Below are 21,805 nucleotides of genomic sequence, written 5' to 3'. Positions count from 1 at the left end.
GCAGGGCAAGCTGTCCCTATCCTTAGTTGTTTACAAGTGACAACTTACCCTGCACATATGTGCTAAAAGCTTATATTTCGGAGTACTTAGGGTTTAATGTCGTTCCGTACACCTTATATTTTTTAGTCACTGGGCTGCCAAAGTCTTTTGTAAAAATGGTAGACCAGCCAAAGCCCCACATTTCTTCTACCTTCAGGTGTATGTTTGTTGCTCCTGCTGGGATTGATTCAGATTTGTTGACCCCTAATGAGATGTTTCCGGAATGCTTGCTGAACTCCTTTCCTTGAAAAGTATAGGAAACTGTAAAACGGGCTACATAACCTCCTTCGCACCTAATAAGGATTGAACCGCCTTGTTCTGCATCATAATGAGCATTAATAACATCTTTAAATTCCATTGTAAAAGTAATTAAAATTGCTGCCTACTCTTTACGATTTTCAGCATCCTCGCCTTATTCATTTATTTTTGATGGCTTCATAAGGTGTCCCCATCATTTTTCATAACTGATGGTGCAAATATCATTAGTCGCTGCTAAACAGATGGTTAATAATAGGTCATTTATACTTAAAAATCGGACAAGTGGGGTTCATTTTAGGTTTTGTGTTTATACAAGTCAGATATTTTTAAGCTAAAAAACAAAAAGGTGATGCCAACTTTAGTGACAGAGGATTCAGATACTGAAAGGTCGGCGTGGTTTAAAGATTCAGAAGGAAATGTACTGTGTGTGCACGAGTCTTTAAGTTAAGCTTATTGCAGGGTGTATAACCAGCACCCTGCATAGGTAATTTAGGTATGGAAAGTGTTTGGTTTGCGATATTAGGTCTTTTATCTACGATGTTCTCCTTTTTATTGGCACATCTTTTGCGGTAATGATAGAAACTAAACTTTTTATGCTTATGAAAAAGTTTTTTTATATCCTAGCTGTCGTTTTATTTTTCCCTTTCCTAGGACATGGCAATGATTCTTGTGAGCCAGTAGATCATGTAGTGGCTTATGGCAATGGTACTAAAAGGGAGGTTATTTATTTTAACAGGCAGTGCAATATCTCTTATCACAAGAAGATGTTCTTTGACGCTCGAGGAGAGAAGTACAAAAAAATGGAACTATATTTTAGAAGGGACGGTACTAGGCAATGGTCTAGCGTAAAGAACCAGGGTCGTCTAGTTTCAAGCACACGCTATGACCGGCAAGGTAATGTTCGGTCTCACCGCACGTATTACTACAACCGTGAGGGCAACTATATAGGTGGAAGCCCAGAAGAGCTGGAGCAGTATTATATGAATGGTAGAGATTCTTTCTAATAAATTGGTTATGATTAAAACTGCCGGGTATATCGGCAGTTTATTTTTAAACAGCATTTCCTTAACTTTTGTGTTTTATTTAATAATTAGCAATATTTCTCTTTAAATTAGCTGACTCATTAACTACTGTAATAATATGGTGGTTTACTTATTTATTCTATTATTATAAACTGAATCATATTTGTATTTAAGGTTTCTTTCATCTTTTATTTACTGTGGCAGCTGCTGTTCAACCTCAAGATTTTGACATATTTAATAAAGCGCCGGACCTATACCTCTTTCTAGATCCGAAGTTTTATATCCTTAACGCAACAGATGCTTACCTGGAGGCGACCCTGACGGAAAGGGAGAAAATAATTGGAAGGTACATTTTTGATGTTTTTCCTGACAACCCTGCTGCCGAAGAGGTTCAAGGTGTTAATAACCTGAAGACTTCATTAGAGTATACTATTGCTAATAAAAGACCTCATGAGATGGCTGTGCAGCGCTATGATGTACGTAAGCCAGGAGGTGGTTTTGCCATGAAGTATTGGAAACCTGTAAACACCCCCGTGCTGGACAATAATGGCAATGTTCTTTATATTCTTCATAAAGTAGAAGATATCACGCATTCTCATGAAATATCTGCCGAAGCAGAAAGGAGGGTTTTTCAGAAACTATCGCAGAAGTCTCCTTTTGCAATGGGTAAGCTCACAGGGGCAGATTATATTATTGAAATAGCCAACCCCCCTTTTTATGACATTTGGGACAAGGAAGCCTCAGAAGTTATAGGCAAACCCTTATTTATAGCTTTCCCTCAATTAATAAAACAGGGCTATAAAGAAATTATGGATGATGTTATTCAATCGGGGGTGCCCTTTATAGGTAAAGAAATGCCTATTGAGGTGAGTGATATTGGAAAGAATAAAAAGGTAATATACTTTGATATGGTGTACCATCCTATTGTAGACCCTGATGGGACTGTGGGCGGTATTACTGTTATCGCCAATAATGTTACTCAGGCAGTTGAGGCGAACAGGGAGGTAAAGCATAACGAAAATAGAATACAGCAGCTGTTGGAAAACCTGCCCGAAATCACTTGGACAGCGTTGCCTTCTGGAGAGATTGTATATTATAGTCAAAAGTGGTATGACTATACAGGAATGACGTATGAAGAAACTAAATTGTGGGGTTGGGAAAAGGTGTTGCACCCTGATGACCTTTCTTCAACAAGCAAAATTTATAAAGATGCAATTAATGCAGGAAAACTTTATGAGAAGGAGGTAAGGCTTAAAAGGGGGAGCGATGGTTCGTACCGGTGGCACTTGGCTAGGGCTACACCTTTGAAAAATAATCAAGGAGAAATAACCCAGTGGTTAGGAACGTCAACAGATATACATTATCTGAAAACTATAGAAGCTGAATTGAAAAATGCTGAAATGCGACTTGAAAGCAAAAACCAAGAGTTAATGCATATCAATACAGACCTTGACAATTTTATTTATGCAGCCTCACATGACTTAAAAGCTCCTGTTAGCAACATGGAGGGTCTGCTTAATGCATATATTGAAGACTTTGACCTTAATGCTGAACAGTCCTCCATTATAGACTATTTGCTGTCATCTGTTCATCGCTTCAAAAGCACCATTAAAGATTTAACTGAAATTACCAAAGTTCAGCGTGCACCGGAACAGGATTATGAGCGTCTTGTTTTTCAAGATATTTGGAGCAATGTTTTGCCTGATATTAATGATTTGGTAGAAAAGTACCAGCCAAACATTTATGTTGATTTTAAGGCCAAAGATATTGTTTACTCAAGAAAGAACCTTAGAAGTATAATATATAATTTAGTTTCAAATGCTATTAAATATTCTTCGCCTAAAAGAAAGCCATATATTCAAATCTTAACTGAGCAGCAGGAAAATTGCATTTACCTGAAGGTTTCAGATAATGGTTTGGGGCTTAGCAAAGAATACCAGAAAAAAGTTTTTGATATGTTTAAACGAGCCCATCAACATGTAGAAGGGACAGGGCTTGGGCTTTATGTGGTAAAGCGGATGGTTGAAAATGCAGGAGGTAAAATTGAGGTAGAGAGTGAACTTGATAAAGGAACAACTTTTGCGATCCAGTTAAAGTGCTTTTAAGGGTACCGCTAACAAAAATGTACTTTATGTGTTATGGTAAAAGCCAGCATACATAAACATTTTTATAGTGAAATATTTTTTCTTCCTAATGTTGTGTTTGGTAACCGGAATGGTTCAAGCACAAAGCACTTATCATATAGATAGTATTCGCTCAGTAAAGATCTCAGAAAGCTATTGGGTCAGCAATATGTTATCATACCCTACTGTTGTAGAGTATGAGATAGTGCCTAAGGGCGAGGTGTTTAGTCTGTACAGAACCTCAGTGTCAGGATTTAAAGGGTTTAAAGAACTGTTTGGAGAAAAGAACTCTCCGGGTGAGCGCTTCCCCTTATATATTAAGAAGATTAACCAAGAATCCATTCAGGCTTTTATGCCTTTAAATAATAACCCTGATTATGAAGCAGTGCCTACCTATGCGCTCTCTAATGCTTATCTTAAGAAAAATGCTAAAAGAATCGCTAAAAGCCATTCCAGTTTCAAGAAGATGTCTAAACCTGACAGAAGGGAACTGATTAGTTTGTTGAAAGACGCAGATAAGGTAAACTCAGTCTTAGCTCATTGTTTTACTGAAACTATGGATTTTTCAAAAAAGATTGAAGTTATTTTTTCTTCCGATACTTTAACTTATACATCAAATGGTCAAAACCCTTTTTTGTTGCCTTGGGAAACTAACATGTCTGGTGTAAGGCATAACAAAAACCTTAGTGCAGCATATTATGAAATCGTTCCTCTGCATAAACTGATCCATTTCTGGGAGGATAACAAAAGTGTCGTAGAAAAGAACCTGTCCGAACAGCTATATCAAAAGTATATTTTCAATAAAGCCGAATCCGCTGAAGGCCATTAACTTATTAGCCTAGTTTACTATAGAGTCAAATTTTTTACAAGGTAATAAAGATACCTTTTTTATTTTATTGCATGTTTTTTACGGTTATTGTAAAATATACATTATCTTTATAGGCCAAAAATGAGTCATGTGCCTTTTAGGCTATGATGGATATATAGTTTAATATACCTTTCAGGTTCTTCTATTCCTTGACCTTGTTAGAGTTTGCTTCCTGAAATAAATTTGAAGGGTTTGATCATCCTTATACGGATATATGTTTTTCTTTTTGTAGGGGTATTTCTGCATCTTTTCAGTTTGCCAGATGTCTTAGCTGGTGATGGCAAAAAAAGGGTGTACCGTACCGCATATACTGAAACACCACCTACCATTGATGGGCAATTGGATGATGAGGTTTGGGACCTTGTGTCCTGGCAGGGAGATTTCACCCAGCGTTATCCACATGATGGCCAGCCTCCCTCTCAGAAAACAAAGTTCAAAATACTTTATGATAAAAAAAACCTGTATGTAGCCGTAAAAGCTTACGATGATGATCCCTCGAAGATCGTTAAAAGGATGTCTCGTCGGGATGGTTTTGAAGGGGATTTAATACAAATTCAGATAGATAGTTACTTTGACCACCGTACTGCATTTTCGTTTGGTGTAAGTGCTATCGGGGTGAAGAATGATGAAATTGCTACCAACGATGGGGATCATTGGGATACCGATTGGGATCCGGTTTGGTATGTTAAGACATCTTTTGACTCTGAAGGTTGGAATGCTGAAATGCGGATTCCTTTAAGTCAGCTAAGGTTCACTAATAAGGATGACTTGGTGTGGGGGCTACAGGTGGCCAGAAAATATTTCCGTGAAGATGAATGGTCTATGTGGCAAGCTATACCTCAGGGAGCCGCAGGTTATGTGCACAGGTTTGGTGAGCTGCGTGACCTAAAAGGGATTAAGCCTCAAAGACAAGTAGAAGTCCAGCCTTATCTCTTAGGGCAAGCAGAACGTTTTGAAAAAGAGCCAGGCAATCCTTATGCTACAGGGCGATCTTATAATGTTTCGGCAGGCGTCGATGGAAAAATTGGTATTACCAGCGACATCACTTTAGACTTTACGCTTAATCCTGACTTTGGGCAAGTCGAGGCAGACCCTTCTATGGTAAACCTTACTGCTTACCGTTTATTCTTTGAGGAACGGAGGGAGTTTTTTAAGGAGGGGCGAAATATTCTTGATTTTCAAATCGCCAACTCTGCCGCTGGCGGTGAGTTTAACAATGATAACCTCTTTTATTCCAGGCGTATTGGTGGCACTTCTCGTTATTTTCCACAAACAGGGGCTAATGAATACATGAACCACCCACAAAACAGCTCTATATTATCGGCTGTTAAACTTACGGGAAAAGATAAAAATGGACTTTCGTGGGGGATTTTACAATCTGCTACAGCCACTGGTGTTGCTGAAATTGATAGCGATGGACAGGTAAAAGATGTGGTGGTAGACCCATTTACCAATTTTTTGGTGGGTAGGGTACAGAAAGATATTAATGACGGCAATACCGTTGTTGGTGCTATGTTGACATCTGTTAACCGTAAGCTGGACGAGCCTCATTTGAATTTCCTGCATAGAGAAGCTTATACTGGGGGATTTGACTTTTTGCACCACTGGAAAGACCGTAATTACTATGTATCACTAAAGTCTTTGTTTAGCCATGTTGCCGGCGATGAGGAATCCATTATAGCTACCCAAACCTCGGGAGAGCGTTTTTTTCAAAGACCTGATGCCCGCCATCTTTCCGTAGATTCCTCTTTAACATCTTTGACAGGGTCGGGTGGTACTTTTAAACTTGGCAAAAACAGTGGAAACTTACTGTTCCAAACTGGACTTACCTGGAGGTCGCCGGGGTTAGAACTCAATGATATTGGCTTTTTAAGAAACTCTGATCAAATCAGCCAATGGTCTTGGCTTCAGTACAGGATTACAAAAGCTTGGAAGTTTTTGCGAAACTTTAATGTTGTTGGGCTTCAGCAAATGCACTGGGATTTTCAAGGGGTAAATATCCACCAGAGGTACCAAACCCACTTTCATACCCAGTTTACCAATTTTTGGTATTTTGGAAGTGGCGTTGCTTTGATCGGTGAAAATATTTCTAATGCAGACTTACGGGGCGGCCCGGGGATTAAATATCCCGGTGGAACGGCTTTTTGGTATTATGGTGGAACAGATAACCGAAAGAAAGTCAGTGGTGGTTTTAACAACGGATGGTTTTTCGGTAAATATGATTACCAGACCTTTTTTGAAGGGGGCTTTTATGTCAACTATAGACCTTTTGACGCATTGAACATTTCTCTCCACCCCAATTTTGAATACAATAGAGATGATCAGCAGTATGTAGCTACAGCTTCGGTGAATGGTGAAAACAGGTATATCACAGGTACAATTAACCAAAGGACTTACTCCATGGCTGTGAGACTTATGTATAATATTACCCCAGATTTGACCATTGAGTTTTGGGGACAGCCATTTTTATCCACGGGGAGGTTTGAGCAGTTCAAAAGTATTACTTCTGCAAGCGCTGAACAGTATACAGACCGGTTTGATGATATCTCTCCTGATCGTATTGTTTATGAGGAGACAAATAATGTTTATAAAGTTGATGAAACGGGTAACTATAGCCCGGATTATAATTTTGACAATCCTGACTTTGACTTCATAGAGTTCCGGTCCAACCTAGTTATGCGTTGGGAATATACACCCGGATCTACTTTATTTTTGGTTTGGGCACAGGGAAAAACAGATACACCACTTATGGCAAACCCCGGATTTCGCCATCTTTCAGAAGGTTTGTTTAGGGGGACGGCACACAATACATTCCTGATTAAATATACCTACCGTTTTAGGTTATAACCCATTTGGGTTCTTTTTTGAGAATAAGTTCTATTGCTCATACTTTACGACATGGGTGTTTGCAAACTGGTCTCCCAGCCTTTGATGGTCAGAATGGGTAAACATGAGGAAGCTCTCTATGGCAAAAGCTAATAAGTTGAGTGACAATACCAGATAAGCAAACTCTTCACCAACAACAGGTATTGCTGTTATTATATTATGGATAAAAATGAAATTCCTTTTCAGCGACGTCTTTAAGCCAGGGCTTCGGCTGTGGTTGTGGATTACTTGTTGGTTGAGTATTATTTTTCCTACAGATCTATGTTTTAAAAATGGAAGCCCGTCTCTGGTTAGTAGGTATAGGGTGCTAAGGGCAACTCCTACGTAAGGTATGAACCATAGCCCTCCTCCTATGGCATAGTCAATGAGAAATGCCACGACCCTTTCTCCTGGCGAGGCAGGGGTGTCACTGTCCACTACATAGATATTTTCAGGGCGCATACGCTAAACAAGTTTTGCATGGGTCTGTAACCACCTTTCAGGAACTTCGCCTTTGTTAGCCGCAAGCTGGTAGTCCTCATAACTGCATGGTACAACAGAACACCCTTTCTTGTTTTTGTTTGGATAAGGAACTTCCATCCACCAGAACTCAGAGATGTTATGCTTATAAAATACCAGTTTATGCGGTTCCTCTTGTAAAGAAACAATATACTTGGTCAGTTGTTGATCGTCGTAGTTAAATTGGGCGCTTTTTTTTCCTAAACCTTCTACAAAATACCACATCATTACCGCCGCTACACCTGCTGTTTGGTCCATGGGGTCGTTAAAGGGCATATAGCCATAAACACCTATAGAGCTCATAGATGGGCTAATTCCTGCATACCACGCTATTTGACAAGCTTCTTCACCTGTAAGCCCAAAAGGTTGAGGGTTTATTGTGCCAGGCGCATCATTTTGTCTAACCGCTGACAAGTCAAAGCTCATCATATCGGCAGATCTGACAACGGGCTCGGTTTCTTTTATATTTTCCCTGATGCGACCAATCCGGTAGGCCTCATAATTGAGTTTTTCCAGCACATTTACCGTCTCGGGGTCACAGAGAAAAGACTGGTATGCCAAGTGGCTGTAGTTGAATAGCATGGCCGGTTCGTGCATCAATATCTTGTGAATGTGATGCTTGTCTGTGCCAAACTCTTCGGTACTGTATAAGTCAATGCAAGCATCAACGTTCAGGAAGTTGATGAGTTTTCCTGAATTTTCATAAGCGAGAAACTGCCCGTAGTCATAACTGTGCCTATCTCCAATAATAATTGGTATAATGCCTTTTTCCAATAATATAGAGCATACCTCTTTGAGTCGTTGGCAGGTTTCTAGCTCATCCATGCCTGGACGGAGGTTGCCCAAGTCTGCTATAATGACATTTGACGATGTTCCTTTTTTCAGCGCATAAAATTTCTTTCTGATTTTATCCGCACCACCAGTTTCGCATATCCCGATTATGGCTGCTTGAATATGCTCGATGGAGGGGAACTCCTCTTTGTGCAGGAGCACTTGCCTGAGCATGGTGTTGGGTTCTTTGATATGATCTAATAGACCTTCGGTAATGGAATCAAAAAATATTCTGAGGTTCATGTTACGGTTGCTTTCTTTTCAAATTTAATAAAAAAGTGGAAGCGGATATAAGTTTTTTTAGGTTAGCTTGGCAAAAGGCTTTTCCAGGTTCCTTTTATATAGTTGTATTTTAGTGTAGAAGGCAAAGCTTTCCACCAGTATTTGTTCAGTTCCACGGCAAAAGATGGCTGCATGTAGCAATTGATCGTACAGCCTTCACATTCAGCAAGTCGCCCTTCTTTTTTTATCAGTTCTTTTACTTCTTGGGAATGATAAAGCTGGTAAAGCCGGTTGTTGATGTCAAACTTTTTCTTTCCGAGGTGATAGCAGGGTAAAATCAATTCATTTTCCGGAGAAATGACAATGGTGCTACTGGCGGCCTTGCATACGGGGTTTGAAATGTGGTTTCCGCCATCTTGCCGTAGGGTTATAAAAGCTTCGTTCAGGTATACATTTTTCTTTTTTGCCCAAACTTTTAAGAGTTTTAATTCATCTGCAGTCAGTTCTTCGCCCGTTTTTACATCATTGTAGTCAAAAGCTGGGTTTAATATAAGGACAAGGTTGTTTGGCAGGCAGATGTTTCTATAAATACCCTCAATTTTATTTAAATTGTTTTTAAAAACAGTAAATATGATATCCGGCCTCTCACCCAATTTTTTGGCAACTTCTATCGATTGCATGACATGATCAAAGCACTTGACGCCCCGCATTTTATTGTGTTCATGCTCATCTGGTGAGTCTAGCGAAAAGTGAAGCATGTCTATTTTCCCTTGGAGCTTTTTTGCCAGTTTAGGGTACAGCAAAGCGTTGGATGTTAATGTGGTTATAAACCCCATGCTTTTTGCCGCCTGCAATATTTCTGGGATTTCCCTGTGCAGCAAGGGTTCCCCGCCAGTAAAATCTACTACTTTTACACCTAGTTTTTTTAAGTCTTTAAGGTTTGCCAGGGTGTTTTCGGTGGTGACATAGGGCGAAGGTTTTTCCCATATATCACAAAAGCTACAGGATGCATTGCACCTATAGGTTACATAGTAGTTGCACAATATTGGGTGGGAAATTAGCCGCATGTATGTAAAAAATTCTGTAAGGAATTAATGTTAAAAGTAGTAAATTTATCTGATCCGCTAAAACATGCAATTGTATTTTTCCAATAATAAATTTAGAATTTGGAATGTTTTGCCTCGTCTTGGGTTCTAAAAGCTTAACTTTTTAGCCATATTTACTACATAATTCAACATGTCGATATTATTTTTGCTATATTTAAAACCGGAAAATACAATAATACTTTTTAGTACGTGGTAAAACTTGAGCCGCACTTACCCGCTTTTTAAGATATTCTTAAATAAGGGGTGTCTAATGTGGAGGCTTGAGTATTTGTCATTCATGAGTAATTTTTTGTATGACCCGGAATAAAAGCTTACAACATCTTAAATTAAATTTATTATGCTTGAAAAAACCAAAAGTTTAACCGGTGTATTGTCAGGTGACAGTGTACAGGAACTTTTTGAAGCCGCGAAGAGAAGCCAATTTGCATTACCTGCTGTCAATGTTATTGGAACAAGTACCATTAATGCTGTTCTGGAAACTGCCAAGGAAGTCAATTCACCTGTTATTATTCAGTTTTCCAACGGAGGAGCCCAATTTTACGCAGGAAAAGGCGTAAGCAATGCAAATCAGGAGGCATCTATCGCTGGTGCTATTTCCGGTGCATATCACGTACATCAAATGGCTGAACTTTATGGTGTAGGTGTCGTGCTTCATACAGACCATGCTGCCAAGAAGCTTCTTCCTTGGATCGATGGACTGCTTGATGCGGGTGAGAAATATTTCAAAGAACATGGAAAGCCTTTGTTCTCTTCTCATATGATAGACCTTTCTGAAGAGCCTATCGAGGAGAATATCGAGATATGCAAGAAGTATCTTGAGAGAATGGACAAAATGGGCATGACGCTTGAAATCGAACTGGGTGTTACTGGTGGTGAAGAAGATGGTGTTGACAATACTCATGTAGACAACTCGAAACTTTATACGCAACCAGAAGAAGTCGCTTATGCTTATGAAGAGCTAAGCAAAATAAGCCATAGGTTTACCGTGGCCGCTGCTTTTGGTAATGTTCATGGTGTATATAAGCCAGGAAGCGTTAAGCTTGAGCCAAAAATTCTTAAGAATTCTCAAGAGTACATTAAGGAGAAATATAAACTTGATGCTGCACTGCCTGTTAATTTCGTGTTCCACGGAGGATCTGGTTCAAGCCAGGAGCATATCCGTGAAGCGATTTCTTACGGTGCTATCAAGATGAATATTGATACTGACCTTCAGTGGTCTTTCTGGGAAGGTGTTCATGAGTATTACAAAAAGAACAGTGATTATCTTCAAGGACAAATCGGTAACCCTAAAGGTAGCGATGCGCCTAATAAGAAATTCTACGATCCAAGGGTATGGCTTAGAGAAGGTGAGAAGAATACTATTGAACGTCTTAAGCAGGCTTATGATGATCTTAACTCGCTTAACGCTAACGATAAGCTTTAATAATAAAATTGCCTCAATTGGTAAGAAAGCCCCAGTTATGCTGGGGCTTTCTTTATGCGCCGTTCGCCCGCTTGTTTCTGTGTTATTGCTTATAGTTTTTAATATGCAATAGAAATTCTCAAGTTTGTATTGGCAGCTAGATATCCGCTAAAAATAAAAAAGCCAGTCCTGGTAGGAACTGGCTTTTTTAGAAGAAGTAGTTCATTAATTTTTCTGTGCGTCTTGTTTTTCTACTTTTGCCTTGCTTTGATTTTTTTCTAAAGCAACCATTTGCAGTAAGTCACCAAGCTTTTGCTTAAGCTCTTTTCTGTCTACAATGAAGTCTAGGAAACCATGGTCAAGGACAAATTCTGCACTTTGAAAACCTTTTGGTAGGTCTTTCCCAATAGTTTCTCTGATTACCCTCGGGCCGGCAAAGCCGATAAGCGCACCAGGTTCGGCTATGTTAAAGTCTCCAAGCATCGCAAAAGATGCAGTTACACCACCTGTCGTCGGATCGGTGAGTAGAGAAATGTATGGTATTTTTTCTTTGTCTAGAAGCGCAAGTTTGGCGGACGTTTTGGCCATTTGCATAAGAGAGAAGCCAGCTTCCATCATTCTTGCTCCACCTGTTTTGGATATCATCAGGAACGGTGCTTTTTTCTCCCTTGCTTTGTCTATGGCCCTGGCTATTTTTTCGCCAACGACTGATCCCATAGATCCGCCAATGAATTTAAAATCCATGCTGGCTATGACAATTTCTCGTCCGTTCATTTTTCCATAGCCTGACCGTACCGCATCCTTTAAGCCAGATTTTCTCTGTGATGCTTTGACCCGGTCAGGGTAAGGTTGACTGTCGACAAATTCTAGCGGGTCAGAAGAGCTCATGTTTTCATCTAGCTCTTCAAACTCATTGTTGTCAAAAAGAAGTTCAAAGTATTCTTTTGAACCTATTCTTGCATGATAGTTACACTCTATACAGGTATATGCATTAGCAATATGCTCATTGGTGAGCATTACTTTTTTACATTCCGTGCATTGGTACCAGAGCCCATCAGGTACCTCTTTTTTAAGCTCTGTAGGAGTGATTATTCCTTTCTCTTTTCTGGTAAACCAAGTCATCCCACTTAACTTTTAGTTTTATAAATAATAAGCTTTTTCACTTATTTTGAGAGTCAGTTTTTCAAAGTTAAATAAAAATTCCTTTCGGACAATGAGAAAACGTAAGTTGTGATGGCAATAAAAAATACCTTATTTGTGTAGGTATTATTTAATCTCTTCATAATCAACGTATTCTCCGCCTTCTTTATCTCTATTGTTTCCTTTGTTATTTTCCTTTTTATCAGGAATTATATCAATATTAATAGATCCTTCCCTTCTTTGTTGGCCTGTGTTCGGCCTTTGCTGACTTTGATATTTGTGAAATTGATTCATGTTTTTTTGAAGCACTTTTCGGATGTACCGCTGAAGTAGCATGCGTAAAAATGGTCGTATAATATACTTTACGACCATGTAAATGAGTAGTGCTGTTATTATTATTTTGATCAACCACATAGTATCTAAATCTATCTGCTCAGGTATAAGTTCCTTTCGGAGTATACCTTGGTGAAGAAGTCGTCTTTAAGGTCATCAATAAAATAGATGGCCTCACCTGTTGACTTCATTTCTGGCCCAAGCTCTTTATTGACATTTGGAAACTTGTTAAATGAGAATACTGGAATTTTAATAGCGTATCCCTTTTTGTCCGGCTTAAATTCAAAGTCAGTAACTTTTTTCTCGCCAAGCATTACCTTGGTGGCATAGTTTACATAAGGTTCGTTGTATGCTTTACAGATGAAAGGCACTGTTCGGGAAGCCCTAGGGTTAGCTTCTATGATATACACGTTGTCATCTTTGATGGCAAACTGAATATTTAGCAGCCCTACTGTTTTTAAAGCTACAGCGATTTTCTTTGTATATGCTTCAATTTGCTTGATTACATTGTCGCTAAGGTCGAAAGTAGGTAGCACGGCGTAAGAGTCGCCGGAGTGGATACCAGCAGGCTCTATGTGTTCCATTATGCCAATTATGTGCACATTTTCCCCATCGCAAATTGCATCAGCCTCTGCTTCTATGGCACTGTCCAAGAAGTGGTCAAGGAGGACTTTGTTGCCTGGATGGTCCTGCAGGAGTGTGACTACATGCTGTTCAAGCTCTTCTTCATTGATTACTATTTTCATGCTTTGACCTCCCAATACATACGAAGGTCTCACCAGAAGTGGAAATTTAAGCTCTTTGGCCAGCTCTAATGCTGCTTCAGCATCTTTAATTACCCCAAACTTTGGATATGGGATGTCGTTTTCTTTTAATAATGTTGAAAAACTGCCTCGATCTTCTGCAAGATCTAGTGCTTCGTAGCTGGTTCCTAAAATCTTTACACCATAACGCTCTAGCTTTTCTGCCAGCTTTAGAGCTGTTTGGCCGCCAAGCTGCACGATTACGCCTACAGGGTTTTCATGAAGGATGATTTCATAAATATGCTCCCAAAATACAGGCTCAAAATATAGCTTGTCAGAAATGTCAAAGTCAGTAGATACAGTTTCAGGGTTGCAGTTGATCATAATGGTCTCGTACCCACATTCTTTTGCTGCCAGTACCCCATGCACACAAGAGTAGTCAAACTCTATACCTTGCCCTATCCGGTTTGGTCCAGAACCCAGTACAACCACCTTCTTCTTATCAGATGATATGGATTCATTTTCTCCCTCAAAAGTAGAGTAATAGTATGGCGTTTGTGCTTCAAACTCAGCGGCACAGGTGTCTACTACTTTATATAGACGCTTTATACCCATTTCCCGGCGTTTTTTAAAAACTTCACTTTCCAGACAACGGGTTAGGTGAGCAATCTGCCGGTCGGCATATCCTTTTTGCTTGGCCTCAAGCAAAAGCTCTCTCGGCAAAGTATCAAGCGTATAAGTGCTGAGCTTCTTGTCTAGTTCATATAGCTCTTCGATTTGATAAAGGAACCAAGGGTCAATTTGTGTAAGCTTCTGGATTGTTTTAAAAGCGATTCCCATATGGAAGGCATCTTTTATATGGAAGAGCCTGTTCCAGCTAGGATGCGCAAGGCTGTCCAGTAATGCCTGTTGGTCGGTAAGCTCTTTTTCATCTGCGCCAAGCCCATTTCTTTTGATTTCTAATGACTGACAGGCTTTTTGCAGGGCTTCTTGGAAGTTTCGGCCAATACCCATGACCTCTCCTACAGATTTCATTTGTAGGCCTAGGTACTTATTTGCACCTCGGAACTTGTCAAAGTTCCAGCGAGGAATTTTAACAATTACATAATCTAGTGCTGGTTCGAAAAATGCACTCGTACTGCCAGTAATGGCATTTTTCAGTTCGTCCAGGTTATATCCTATGGCTAACTTTGCTGCTATTTTTGCGATTGGGTATCCTGTCGCTTTAGATGCAAGTGCTGAAGATCTGGAAACCCTTGGGTTGATTTCAATGCCTACAATCGTGTCATCGTCAGGATTTACGGCAAACTGGACATTGCAGCCACCGGCAAACTTGCCTATTCCGTTCATCATTTTGATAGCAAGGTCCCTCATCTGCTGATAAACAGTATCAGACAGCGTCATGGCTGGTGCTACCGTAATAGAGTCGCCCGTGTGGACACCCATTGGGTCAAAGTTCTCTATAGAACAAATTATAATAATGTTGCCAGCACCATCTCTCAATAACTCAAGCTCGTATTCTTTCCAGCCCAGGATGCTTTGCTCAATAAGTACTTCATGGATTGGAGAGGCGTGAAGTCCTGAGTTAAGGGCTTCATCAAACTCGGAAGGTTCGAAAACAAAACCACCACCTGAGCCGCCTAATGTATAAGAAGGGCGTATTACTAATGGGAAACCTATTTTCTGAGCAATTTCTTTGCCTTGAAGAAAAGAAGTTGCCGTTTCGCCCTGGCATACATTTACACCCAATTCTATCATTTTTAGCCTGAACTCTTCTCTATCCTCTGTAGTTTCAATGGCTTTGATATCTACACCGATTATCCTAACGCCATATTCTTCCCATATACCTGCTTTTTCGCACTCAATGGCGAGGTTTAGGGCAGTCTGTCCCCCCATGGTAGGAAGCACGGCATCTATATTATGTTTTTCGAGAATCTCGACAATATATTTCTTTTCCAGAGGCCTGAGATAAACATTGTCTGCCGTAAGCGGATCTGTCATTATGGTGGCTGGGTTGGAATTGATCAAAGTGACTTCAATTCCCTCTTCCCTAAGTGATCTGGAGGCTTGTGAACCGGAGTAATCAAATTCGCAAGCTTGACCTATTACTATAGGGCCGCTACCAATAATTAAAACAGATTTGATGCTATGATCTCTTGGCATTCTCTTTTTTTGCTTTTTGCTTTAAAATCTCGCAAAGTTAGGGGGTAATTTACTTAGATAAAAAAAAACCAGCCAAAATATGCTTTTCGGCCTATTCTAACCCAATTATAAGATGTGTAACTTATCGATTTTTCCCTTATGGGACTATTTGTTCGGCAAAAAGATAGCAGATACCTACTATGATTACTATGGCTAGTAGGTTCAGAATAATTCCAGCTCTGGCCATTTGAGCCATTTTAATATGGCCGCCAGCATAAACAATGGCATTAGGCGGTGTGCCCATGGGGAGCATAAAGGCGCAGCTTGAGGCTAAGGTAACGGGTATGGCTAGTGCCAATGGGCTCATGTCCAAGCCCTGGCCTATGCCAATAACTACGGGCAGAAATACCGTGCACAGTGCAACATTGCTCATTACCTCAGTTAAAAACAACATTACCGCAGTAATGGCAATCATCAGTAGCAGTGGGTTTTGAGGAACAGAAGCGGCCACTTTTTCACCTACAAGTATTACTAAACCACTTTTCTCCATAGCTCCAGCCAAAGCTAAGCCTCCTCCAAAGAGTAATAAGATACCCCAGGGAAGCTTAGTCATATCTCGCCACTCCATTAAGCGCCCGTTGTTTTCTGATGGAATAAAAAACAGCAAGATGGCGCCTGCCATGGCAATCGAAGTGTCGGTGATAACTTCTGTTTGGAAAATGTTGTTAAGGGGAACTCTGAAAACCCAACCTAGTGCGGTTAATATAAATACGATAGCTACTAATTTTTCATTAAGCTTCATGGGTTCTATTTTGCCGGCACGTTCGTTTATATGATTGGTCGCCTCTGTTAAATTGCCTACTTTACAAGGAAAAAACCAATAAACAATGGCAACATAGGTTATCGCCAATACCAGAATCGAAATAGGCAATGCCAATAAAATCCATTCGGCAAAACCTATTTGGGTTTGCAATAGAGATTCTGCATACCCTTTTAGTACAATATTGGGAGGTGTGCCTATCAATGTAGCCATCCCGCCTATGTTGGCAGAATAGGCAATTAAAAGGCTAAGGGAAGTTGCAAAATTTTTTCCGCCATTTTTGTCAGGTGCGAATTTTAAGAAAGCATCTGCTACCGGTAAAGCCATGGGAAGTATAATGACTGCTGTAGCCGTATTGCTAATCCACATGCTTAAAAAGGCGGTGGCAATAGAAAATCCTGCCAGTAATCCTTGGGTGCTGGTACCTGTCACTTTTATTATAGAAAGAGCGAGCCGTTTATGCAAGCCATGTTTTTCTAACGCAAGCGCAAGGGTAAAGCCTCCCATAAACAAGAATATGATGGGGTGTCCGTAAGCAGAAGCGGTTGTTTCTAAGTCTGTAATGTCTAGTAACGGAAATAAGAGAATTGGTAGCATAGCTGTTACCGGAATAGGTACTGACTCTGTCAACCACAGTACAACCATCAGTACTGCACACGCGACCACATAGGCTGTTTCTTTTGATAATGTTGCTGGCAACAGGTTTATCAAAAGTATAAAAAGTATGAAAGCAAAAATAGAGGCTGTTAGTCTGAACCTCATAACCTTATGTTCTATGTTTTGGCAAAAGTCGCATTACAAATTATAACGTGTATGTAACTTTTTGTTTGTGGCAAAATAGCTTCTAATTACATGCTTTCAAAGCATGATTTCATGATGTTTGTAAAAAAAGTTGCTAAAGAAATAGCATAAACCACTTTTCTTATGTTAAGAACTAACAAGGAGTTTTTTACATATATGATAATATGGCTTTAATTGGTCTTCCTATTATGTACTATTGTTGGAAAATAAGGCGTCCATTGATGAAATTGCGCCTGTTGGGGAGGCAGAAACATAAGCGAGCCTTGGTAAGCTAATAAGGTATAAAGTATCTAAATGGGTTTAACTAATAAAATTAAATGAAGTATTAATTTTGGGCAATGGATGAACAGTATGAAGAAAAATACCATGCGCTGGAGAACGATATGTGGTGGTTTGTGGCTCGTCGTGATATTTTAACTTACTTATTGGACGGGCTTGGAAGTAAAAGTCTCAAAATACTGGATATTGGATGCTCTGGAGGTGTTTTTTTGTCTCATTTGGTTTCTAAAGGTTATGATAAGGAGCATCTATATGGCATTGATAAAAGTGCAAAGGCCATAGAGCAGTGCCACAAACGCGGTTTGGATCAGTGTTATGTAATGGATGGAGCGGAGATATCTTTTGAGGAGGGTTCTTTTGATGTAATTATTGCTTCAGACTGCCTTGAACATATTAACGATGACGCCAAAGCTTTGAGAAATTGGAAATTATTGCTTAAAAAAGGTGGCAACGCTTTTATTTTTGTGCCGGCTTTTCAGTTTTTATGGAGCCCTCATGATGAAATTAACCATCATTTTAGAAGGTACTCAAAAAGAGGCTTCATTAACAAAGTGCTTCAGCAGGGATGGGAAGTTGAGCGGGCAGGTTATTGGAACTGTAGCTTGTTTTTTCCGGCTTTGTTGATCAGAATAGTCAAAAAAATAATGAAAAAAAGCAGCGGGCAAGTTAAGGATGACCTTCAAATGCCTTCTGCTTTTTCTAATTGGTTTCTTTCGAAAATATTGGTTTTGGAAAACAGGCTGCTGCGAATTATCAATCTTCCGATAGGGTTGAGTATCTGGTGTATTTGTCGCCGACGATAGCCTACTTTTGTCTAAATACCAAGTTGATAGGCACGCCTTCAAAGTTGAAGTGGCTCCGAAGCTTATTTTCCAGATATCTTGCATAAGGGTCTTTGATATACTGTGGCAAGTTGCAGAAAAAGGCAAAAGTTGGGGTGCGTGCCGGCAATTGGGTAATATATTTTATTTTAATATACTTCCCTTTTGTAGCTGGAGGAGGGTATCGCTCTATCTCCGGCAGCATGACAGCGTTCAGTTCTGAAGTTGCGATTTTCTTGGTCTTGTTTTCGTAAACCTCTATTGCTTTTTCAATTGCTTGATAGATTCTTTGTTTGTTCAGAACCGAAATAAACATAATCGGTATATAGGACATTTGCCCTAATTTTTGCTTAATGGCATTGGCATACTCATGGTGGGTATTGCTGTCTTTTTCAACCAAGTCCCATTTGTTGACCAAAATCAAAGTCCCTTTTTTATTTTTATCAGCCAAGCCTATAATGTTCATGTCTTGCGATTCCAAGCCTTGGGTAGCATCAATCATGACTATGCAGACATCGGAGTTCTCTAAAGCCCGGACAGACCGCATGACGGAATAAAACTCTATGTTGTCAGAGACTTTGGCTTTTCTCCTCAGCCCTGCGGTGTCTGTCAATATAAATTCTTTGCCATAGGCCTTGTAGCGGGAGTTTATTGAGTCGCGGGTAGTGCCTGCAATATCTGTTACAATAGAGCGCTCTTGATTAAGTATGGTATTGATAAAAGAAGATTTGCCAACATTGGGCCTTCCCATAACAGATATCTTGGGAACTCCTTCGTCAGGATCTTCCTCCCCAGAGCTTACGAAATGCTCAATTACTTTATCTAATAACTCTCCTGTTCCACTGCCAGTTTGAGCAGAAACAGTGTATATCTCCTCAAAGCCCAGTTTGTAAAACTCGCCCGACATGTGCGCACGTTTGGCACTTTCGGCTTTGTTGGCCACTAAGAAAATAGGTTTAGTGGTTCTTCTGAGAACCTTGGCAAATTCTTCGTCGAGCGGGTGAAGTCCTTCAAAAACATCGACCACAAACAGTATTACTGTGGCTTCCTCCACCGCTAGTTCTACCTGGTTGCGAATGGCTCCCTCAAAAATATCATCAGAACCGGTTACATAACCACCGGTATCTATCACAGTAAAATACTTTCCGGTCCATTCCCCATGGCCATAATGTCTGTCTCTGGTTACTCCACTGACATTGTCCATGATGGCATCCCTTCTTCCTATCAAACGGTTAAACAAAGTAGACTTTCCTACATTCGGCCTTCCGACTATTGCTATTATATTGGCCATAATTTAATTCTTCTTTACTTTTTTATTAAGGTAAAATGCCATACTGCACATTCCTGTTACAAATATAGTTTATCTATGTTATTTAATACTGAATTATGCAATAGATTTCGTTGTACGGAAAGATATCACCTAATGGCAAGCCTATTTGGAGAAAAAAATACAAGAAAAAACAACTTTTTCTTTTAATTTTATGTTCCGCCTTTGGGTATTCTGAGCGAATCTCATTTATTTTGGGTACTCTCTTAATCTATTAACATTAATTTTGTTTCAAAGTGAAAAATCTTTCTTTAGCATTAAATGGTGTACTTGCTTTGGCAGTAGCTGTATTGTACTACCTTCATTTTTCTTCCAGTCCTAAACCTTCTGCTCAACAAACAGCAGTTAAAGAAGAAGCTCCTGCAATAGCAGTTGCCGATACTTTATCAGCTGATAGAGAAGATCAAGCAGAGGGTGGAGATGAAGAACAGCCTACGAAAAAGCCAGCCATGCCTGCTATTCCTGGCCTAAATGTGGCTTATATAAACCTGGATGAGCTTACTAAGAAATATGAGTTCTATCAGAAAAGCATTAAAAGTCTCGAAGCTCAGCTAAAGAGCAAAGAGAAAGAATATAAAGACCGGGAGAAGAAGTTTTATGAAGATGTTCAGAAGTACCAGCAAATGGCAGCTTCTTTGACAGACAATCACAAACAATCTAAAGAAGCCGACTTGATGCAAGAAGAGCAGGAGCTTATGAAGCTGCGCGAAAAGCTACAGGGAGACTTGGCTAATCAGGAAATGCAGTTTCAGCAAGATTTCCTTAAAAATCTGGATGATTATCTGGGAAATCTGGGAAGGTCTAAAAAGTATTCATACATTTTTACTTATACAAAAGGTGGCCCTGCCTCATTGGTTTATGCAACAGATAGTTTAGATATAACTACAGAAGTTGTTAATGGGTTAAATGCAAAGTATAGAGGTGGGAAATAACCCACCTTTTTCTTTATGCCACAAAAATGCAATGGTTGTGAGTATATTTGATGGAATCTCTTTAGGGAAATCACCGTATGTTATATCGGATTAAACCTATTTTTTTATGAAAAGAAAGCTTACAAAATATGCAGTAGTAGTATTGGCTATTTGGTTGGCCAAGTTGATTTATGCTTATGCTCATGGGGTTATTCATCACTATACCGAGGTTTCAGGAAGTCCATATGCTTCTACAGCCCTTTCCATGCTGGCTATTATCTTGATCTTTTACCCAGTATTCCATTATTTGGACAAGTACTTCAAAAAGACTTCTCAAAAATATATTCAGACCTCCAAAAAAGTTACTAAAAGTAGTTTTTGGGGCCTGGTACTAGGTTTTGGTATTGCCGTGTTTTTGTTATTTATGGCCTTTGCCAATGTTTGGTACGACAGGAACCTGATTCAAGACTTGGGCGCTTTAATTGGCCTTTAATGGCATTGGTGGCTTGAGAAGTGTTTTGTTGCTATGGTTTTCCTGCGGCAACTATTACTATTTCCCCTTTAGGGGACTTTTGCGAAAAATGTTGGAGCACTTCTTCTACACTTCCATTTATAGTTTCTTCATAAAGCTTTGTGAGCTCTCTTGATACGGATACCTGCCTTTCGCTGCCAAAATATTCTTTGAAGTTTTCAAGGGTTTTGATAAGCCTGTGAGGAGACTCGTAAAATACCATAGTTCTTTTTTCCTCTGCAAGTTGCTTGAATTTTGTTTGCCGCCCTTTTTTTTGTGGCAGAAAGCCCTCAAATATAAAGCTGTCGGAAGGTATACCTGATTTAACTAAGGCGGGTACAAAAGCTGTAGCGCCTGGAAGACATTCTGTTTTTAAATTGTTATGCATGCATGCCCTTGACAATAAAAAACCTGGGTCTGAAATGCCGGGTGTTCCAGCGTCGGTGATTACGGCCATTACTTCTCCTTCCAGCAACCGGGAAATAACGGACTCTATTGCTTTGTGTTCATTAAAAGCATGAAAACTTTGTAAGCGGTTGCTGATATTATGATGCTTCAGCAAAATGCCGGAAGTGCGGGTATCTTCTGCCAGTATACAGTCAACTTCACTTAGTACCCTGAGTGCCCGTAATGTAATGTCTTCTAAATTCCCTATTGGTGTGGGCACTAGGTATAAAGCGGTTTTGTCCTTTGGTTCCTGCATGATCTTAATTTGTCGTAAA

At 39.8% G+C, this 21,805-nt stretch carries 18 protein-coding genes; 8 read left to right on the top strand and 10 right to left on the bottom strand.

Annotated elements, in window-relative coordinates; all coding sequences use genetic code 11:
* Positions 1-70 precede the first annotated feature (70 nt).
* Entirely contained in the window at positions 71-397 is a 327-nt protein-coding gene (locus RCC89_01580) for a thiol-activated cytolysin C-terminal domain-containing protein (GenBank protein ID WMJ71868.1), read from the bottom strand.
* A 499-nt stretch (positions 398-896) separates the two neighbouring features.
* On the opposite strand from RCC89_01580, the gene RCC89_01575 reads away from it, so the two are divergent.
* From RCC89_01575 to RCC89_01560, 4 genes are all read left to right on the top strand, one after another.
* Positions 897-1,301 (top strand): hypothetical protein, encoded by a 405-nt coding sequence (locus RCC89_01575; protein ID WMJ71867.1) that lies wholly within the window; start codon positions 897-899, stop codon positions 1,299-1,301.
* A gap of 215 nt (positions 1,302-1,516) precedes the next feature.
* Positions 1,517-3,424 (top strand): PAS domain S-box protein, encoded by a 1,908-nt coding sequence (locus RCC89_01570; protein ID WMJ71866.1) that lies wholly within the window; start codon positions 1,517-1,519, stop codon positions 3,422-3,424.
* Positions 3,425-3,491: 67 nt separating this feature from the next.
* The gene (locus tag RCC89_01565) at positions 3,492-4,271 is read left to right on the top strand and encodes a hypothetical protein (GenBank protein WMJ71865.1); all 780 of its coding nucleotides are present in this window, start codon (positions 3,492-3,494) and stop codon (positions 4,269-4,271) included.
* A 231-nt stretch (positions 4,272-4,502) separates the two neighbouring features.
* Positions 4,503-7,157 carry a DUF5916 domain-containing protein gene (locus tag RCC89_01560; protein WMJ71864.1) on the top strand — a complete coding sequence of 885 codons (2,655 nt, stop codon included), beginning with the start codon at positions 4,503-4,505 and terminating at the stop codon, positions 7,155-7,157.
* Positions 7,158-7,187: 30 nt separating this feature from the next.
* Here the strand turns inward: RCC89_01560 and RCC89_01555 are convergent, their stop codons facing one another.
* From RCC89_01555 to RCC89_01545, 3 genes are all read right to left on the bottom strand, one after another.
* Positions 7,188-7,637, bottom strand: a complete 450-nt coding sequence (locus RCC89_01555) for an RDD family protein (protein ID WMJ71863.1) — start codon at positions 7,635-7,637, stop codon at positions 7,188-7,190.
* Between the two features lie 3 nt (positions 7,638-7,640).
* The gene (locus tag RCC89_01550) at positions 7,641-8,768 is read right to left on the bottom strand and encodes a formimidoylglutamase (protein ID WMJ71862.1); all 1,128 of its coding nucleotides are present in this window, start codon (positions 8,766-8,768) and stop codon (positions 7,641-7,643) included.
* A 62-nt stretch (positions 8,769-8,830) separates the two neighbouring features.
* The gene (locus RCC89_01545; protein ID WMJ71861.1) at positions 8,831-9,814 is read right to left on the bottom strand and encodes a radical SAM protein; all 984 of its coding nucleotides are present in this window, start codon (positions 9,812-9,814) and stop codon (positions 8,831-8,833) included.
* A gap of 376 nt (positions 9,815-10,190) precedes the next feature.
* Here RCC89_01545 and fbaA point away from each other — a divergent pair, with 376 nt between their 5' ends.
* The gene (fbaA, locus tag RCC89_01540; protein ID WMJ71860.1) at positions 10,191-11,276 is read left to right on the top strand and encodes a class II fructose-bisphosphate aldolase; all 1,086 of its coding nucleotides are present in this window, start codon (positions 10,191-10,193) and stop codon (positions 11,274-11,276) included.
* A 204-nt stretch (positions 11,277-11,480) separates the two neighbouring features.
* On the opposite strand, the gene accD is transcribed toward fbaA, so the two are convergent.
* The 4 genes from accD to RCC89_01520 all read right to left on the bottom strand — a co-directional run bounded on the left by accD (position 11,481) and on the right by RCC89_01520 (position 17,195).
* The gene (gene accD / locus RCC89_01535) at positions 11,481-12,377 is read right to left on the bottom strand and encodes an acetyl-CoA carboxylase, carboxyltransferase subunit beta (protein ID WMJ71859.1); all 897 of its coding nucleotides are present in this window, start codon (positions 12,375-12,377) and stop codon (positions 11,481-11,483) included.
* A gap of 144 nt (positions 12,378-12,521) precedes the next feature.
* A complete protein-coding gene (locus RCC89_01530; GenBank protein WMJ71858.1) occupies positions 12,522-12,809 on the bottom strand; it encodes a DUF4834 family protein in 288 nt (95 codons plus the stop codon).
* A gap of 11 nt (positions 12,810-12,820) precedes the next feature.
* Positions 12,821-15,634 (bottom strand): carbamoyl-phosphate synthase large subunit, encoded by a 2,814-nt coding sequence (gene carB / locus RCC89_01525; protein ID WMJ71857.1) that lies wholly within the window; start codon positions 15,632-15,634, stop codon positions 12,821-12,823.
* A 136-nt stretch (positions 15,635-15,770) separates the two neighbouring features.
* Entirely contained in the window at positions 15,771-17,195 is a 1,425-nt protein-coding gene (locus RCC89_01520; protein WMJ71856.1) for a DASS family sodium-coupled anion symporter, read from the bottom strand.
* A 377-nt stretch (positions 17,196-17,572) separates the two neighbouring features.
* Here RCC89_01520 and RCC89_01515 point away from each other — a divergent pair, with 377 nt between their 5' ends.
* Positions 17,573-18,316: a class I SAM-dependent methyltransferase gene (locus tag RCC89_01515; GenBank protein ID WMJ71855.1), complete on the top strand. Its 744-nt coding sequence runs from the start codon at positions 17,573-17,575 to the stop codon at positions 18,314-18,316.
* Between the two features lies 1 nt (position 18,317).
* Here the strand turns inward: RCC89_01515 and der are convergent, their stop codons facing one another.
* Positions 18,318-19,625: a ribosome biogenesis GTPase Der gene (gene der / locus RCC89_01510; protein ID WMJ71854.1), complete on the bottom strand. Its 1,308-nt coding sequence runs from the start codon at positions 19,623-19,625 to the stop codon at positions 18,318-18,320.
* A gap of 272 nt (positions 19,626-19,897) precedes the next feature.
* On the opposite strand from der, the gene RCC89_01505 reads away from it, so the two are divergent.
* Together RCC89_01505 and RCC89_01500 are read left to right on the top strand one after the other, a co-directional pair.
* The gene (locus tag RCC89_01505; GenBank protein ID WMJ71853.1) at positions 19,898-20,593 is read left to right on the top strand and encodes an OmpH family outer membrane protein; all 696 of its coding nucleotides are present in this window, start codon (positions 19,898-19,900) and stop codon (positions 20,591-20,593) included.
* Positions 20,594-20,699: 106 nt separating this feature from the next.
* Entirely contained in the window at positions 20,700-21,065 is a 366-nt protein-coding gene (locus RCC89_01500) for a hypothetical protein (protein WMJ71852.1), read from the top strand.
* A gap of 31 nt (positions 21,066-21,096) precedes the next feature.
* On the opposite strand, the gene rsmI is transcribed toward RCC89_01500, so the two are convergent.
* A complete protein-coding gene (gene rsmI / locus RCC89_01495; GenBank protein ID WMJ71851.1) occupies positions 21,097-21,786 on the bottom strand; it encodes a 16S rRNA (cytidine(1402)-2'-O)-methyltransferase in 690 nt (229 codons plus the stop codon).
* Positions 21,787-21,805 lie beyond the last annotated feature (19 nt).

Source organism: Cytophagaceae bacterium ABcell3 (assembly GCA_030913385.1).
GTDB lineage: Bacteria > Bacteroidota > Bacteroidia > Cytophagales > Cytophagaceae > ABcell3.
This window is presented reverse-complemented; position numbering and strand designations above follow the sequence as displayed.

Bases quoted from the DNA above. Each gene is read 5' to 3' on its own strand.
- RCC89_01580 (WMJ71868.1), bottom strand. From the start codon at position 397: ATGGAATTTAAAGATGTTATTAATGCTCATTATGATGCAGAACAAGGC.
- RCC89_01575 (WMJ71867.1), top strand. From the start codon at position 897: ATGAAAAAGTTTTTTTATATCCTAGCTGTCGTTTTATTTTTCCCTTTC.
- RCC89_01555 (WMJ71863.1), bottom strand. From the start codon at position 7,637: ATGCGCCCTGAAAATATCTATGTAGTGGACAGTGACACCCCTGCCTCG.
- fbaA (WMJ71860.1), top strand. From the start codon at position 10,191: ATGCTTGAAAAAACCAAAAGTTTAACCGGTGTATTGTCAGGTGACAGT.
- RCC89_01550 (WMJ71862.1), bottom strand. From the start codon at position 8,768: ATGAACCTCAGAATATTTTTTGATTCCATTACCGAAGGTCTATTAGAT.
- carB (WMJ71857.1), bottom strand. From the start codon at position 15,634: ATGCCAAGAGATCATAGCATCAAATCTGTTTTAATTATTGGTAGCGGC.
- RCC89_01545 (WMJ71861.1), bottom strand. From the start codon at position 9,814: ATGCGGCTAATTTCCCACCCAATATTGTGCAACTACTATGTAACCTAT.
- RCC89_01500 (WMJ71852.1), top strand. From the start codon at position 20,700: ATGAAAAGAAAGCTTACAAAATATGCAGTAGTAGTATTGGCTATTTGG.
- accD (WMJ71859.1), bottom strand. From the start codon at position 12,377: ATGACTTGGTTTACCAGAAAAGAGAAAGGAATAATCACTCCTACAGAG.
- der (WMJ71854.1), bottom strand. From the start codon at position 19,625: ATGGCCAATATAATAGCAATAGTCGGAAGGCCGAATGTAGGAAAGTCT.
- RCC89_01515 (WMJ71855.1), top strand. From the start codon at position 17,573: ATGGATGAACAGTATGAAGAAAAATACCATGCGCTGGAGAACGATATG.
- RCC89_01520 (WMJ71856.1), bottom strand. From the start codon at position 17,195: ATGAGGTTCAGACTAACAGCCTCTATTTTTGCTTTCATACTTTTTATA.
- rsmI (WMJ71851.1), bottom strand. From the start codon at position 21,786: ATGCAGGAACCAAAGGACAAAACCGCTTTATACCTAGTGCCCACACCA.
- RCC89_01530 (WMJ71858.1), bottom strand. From the start codon at position 12,809: ATGTGGTTGATCAAAATAATAATAACAGCACTACTCATTTACATGGTC.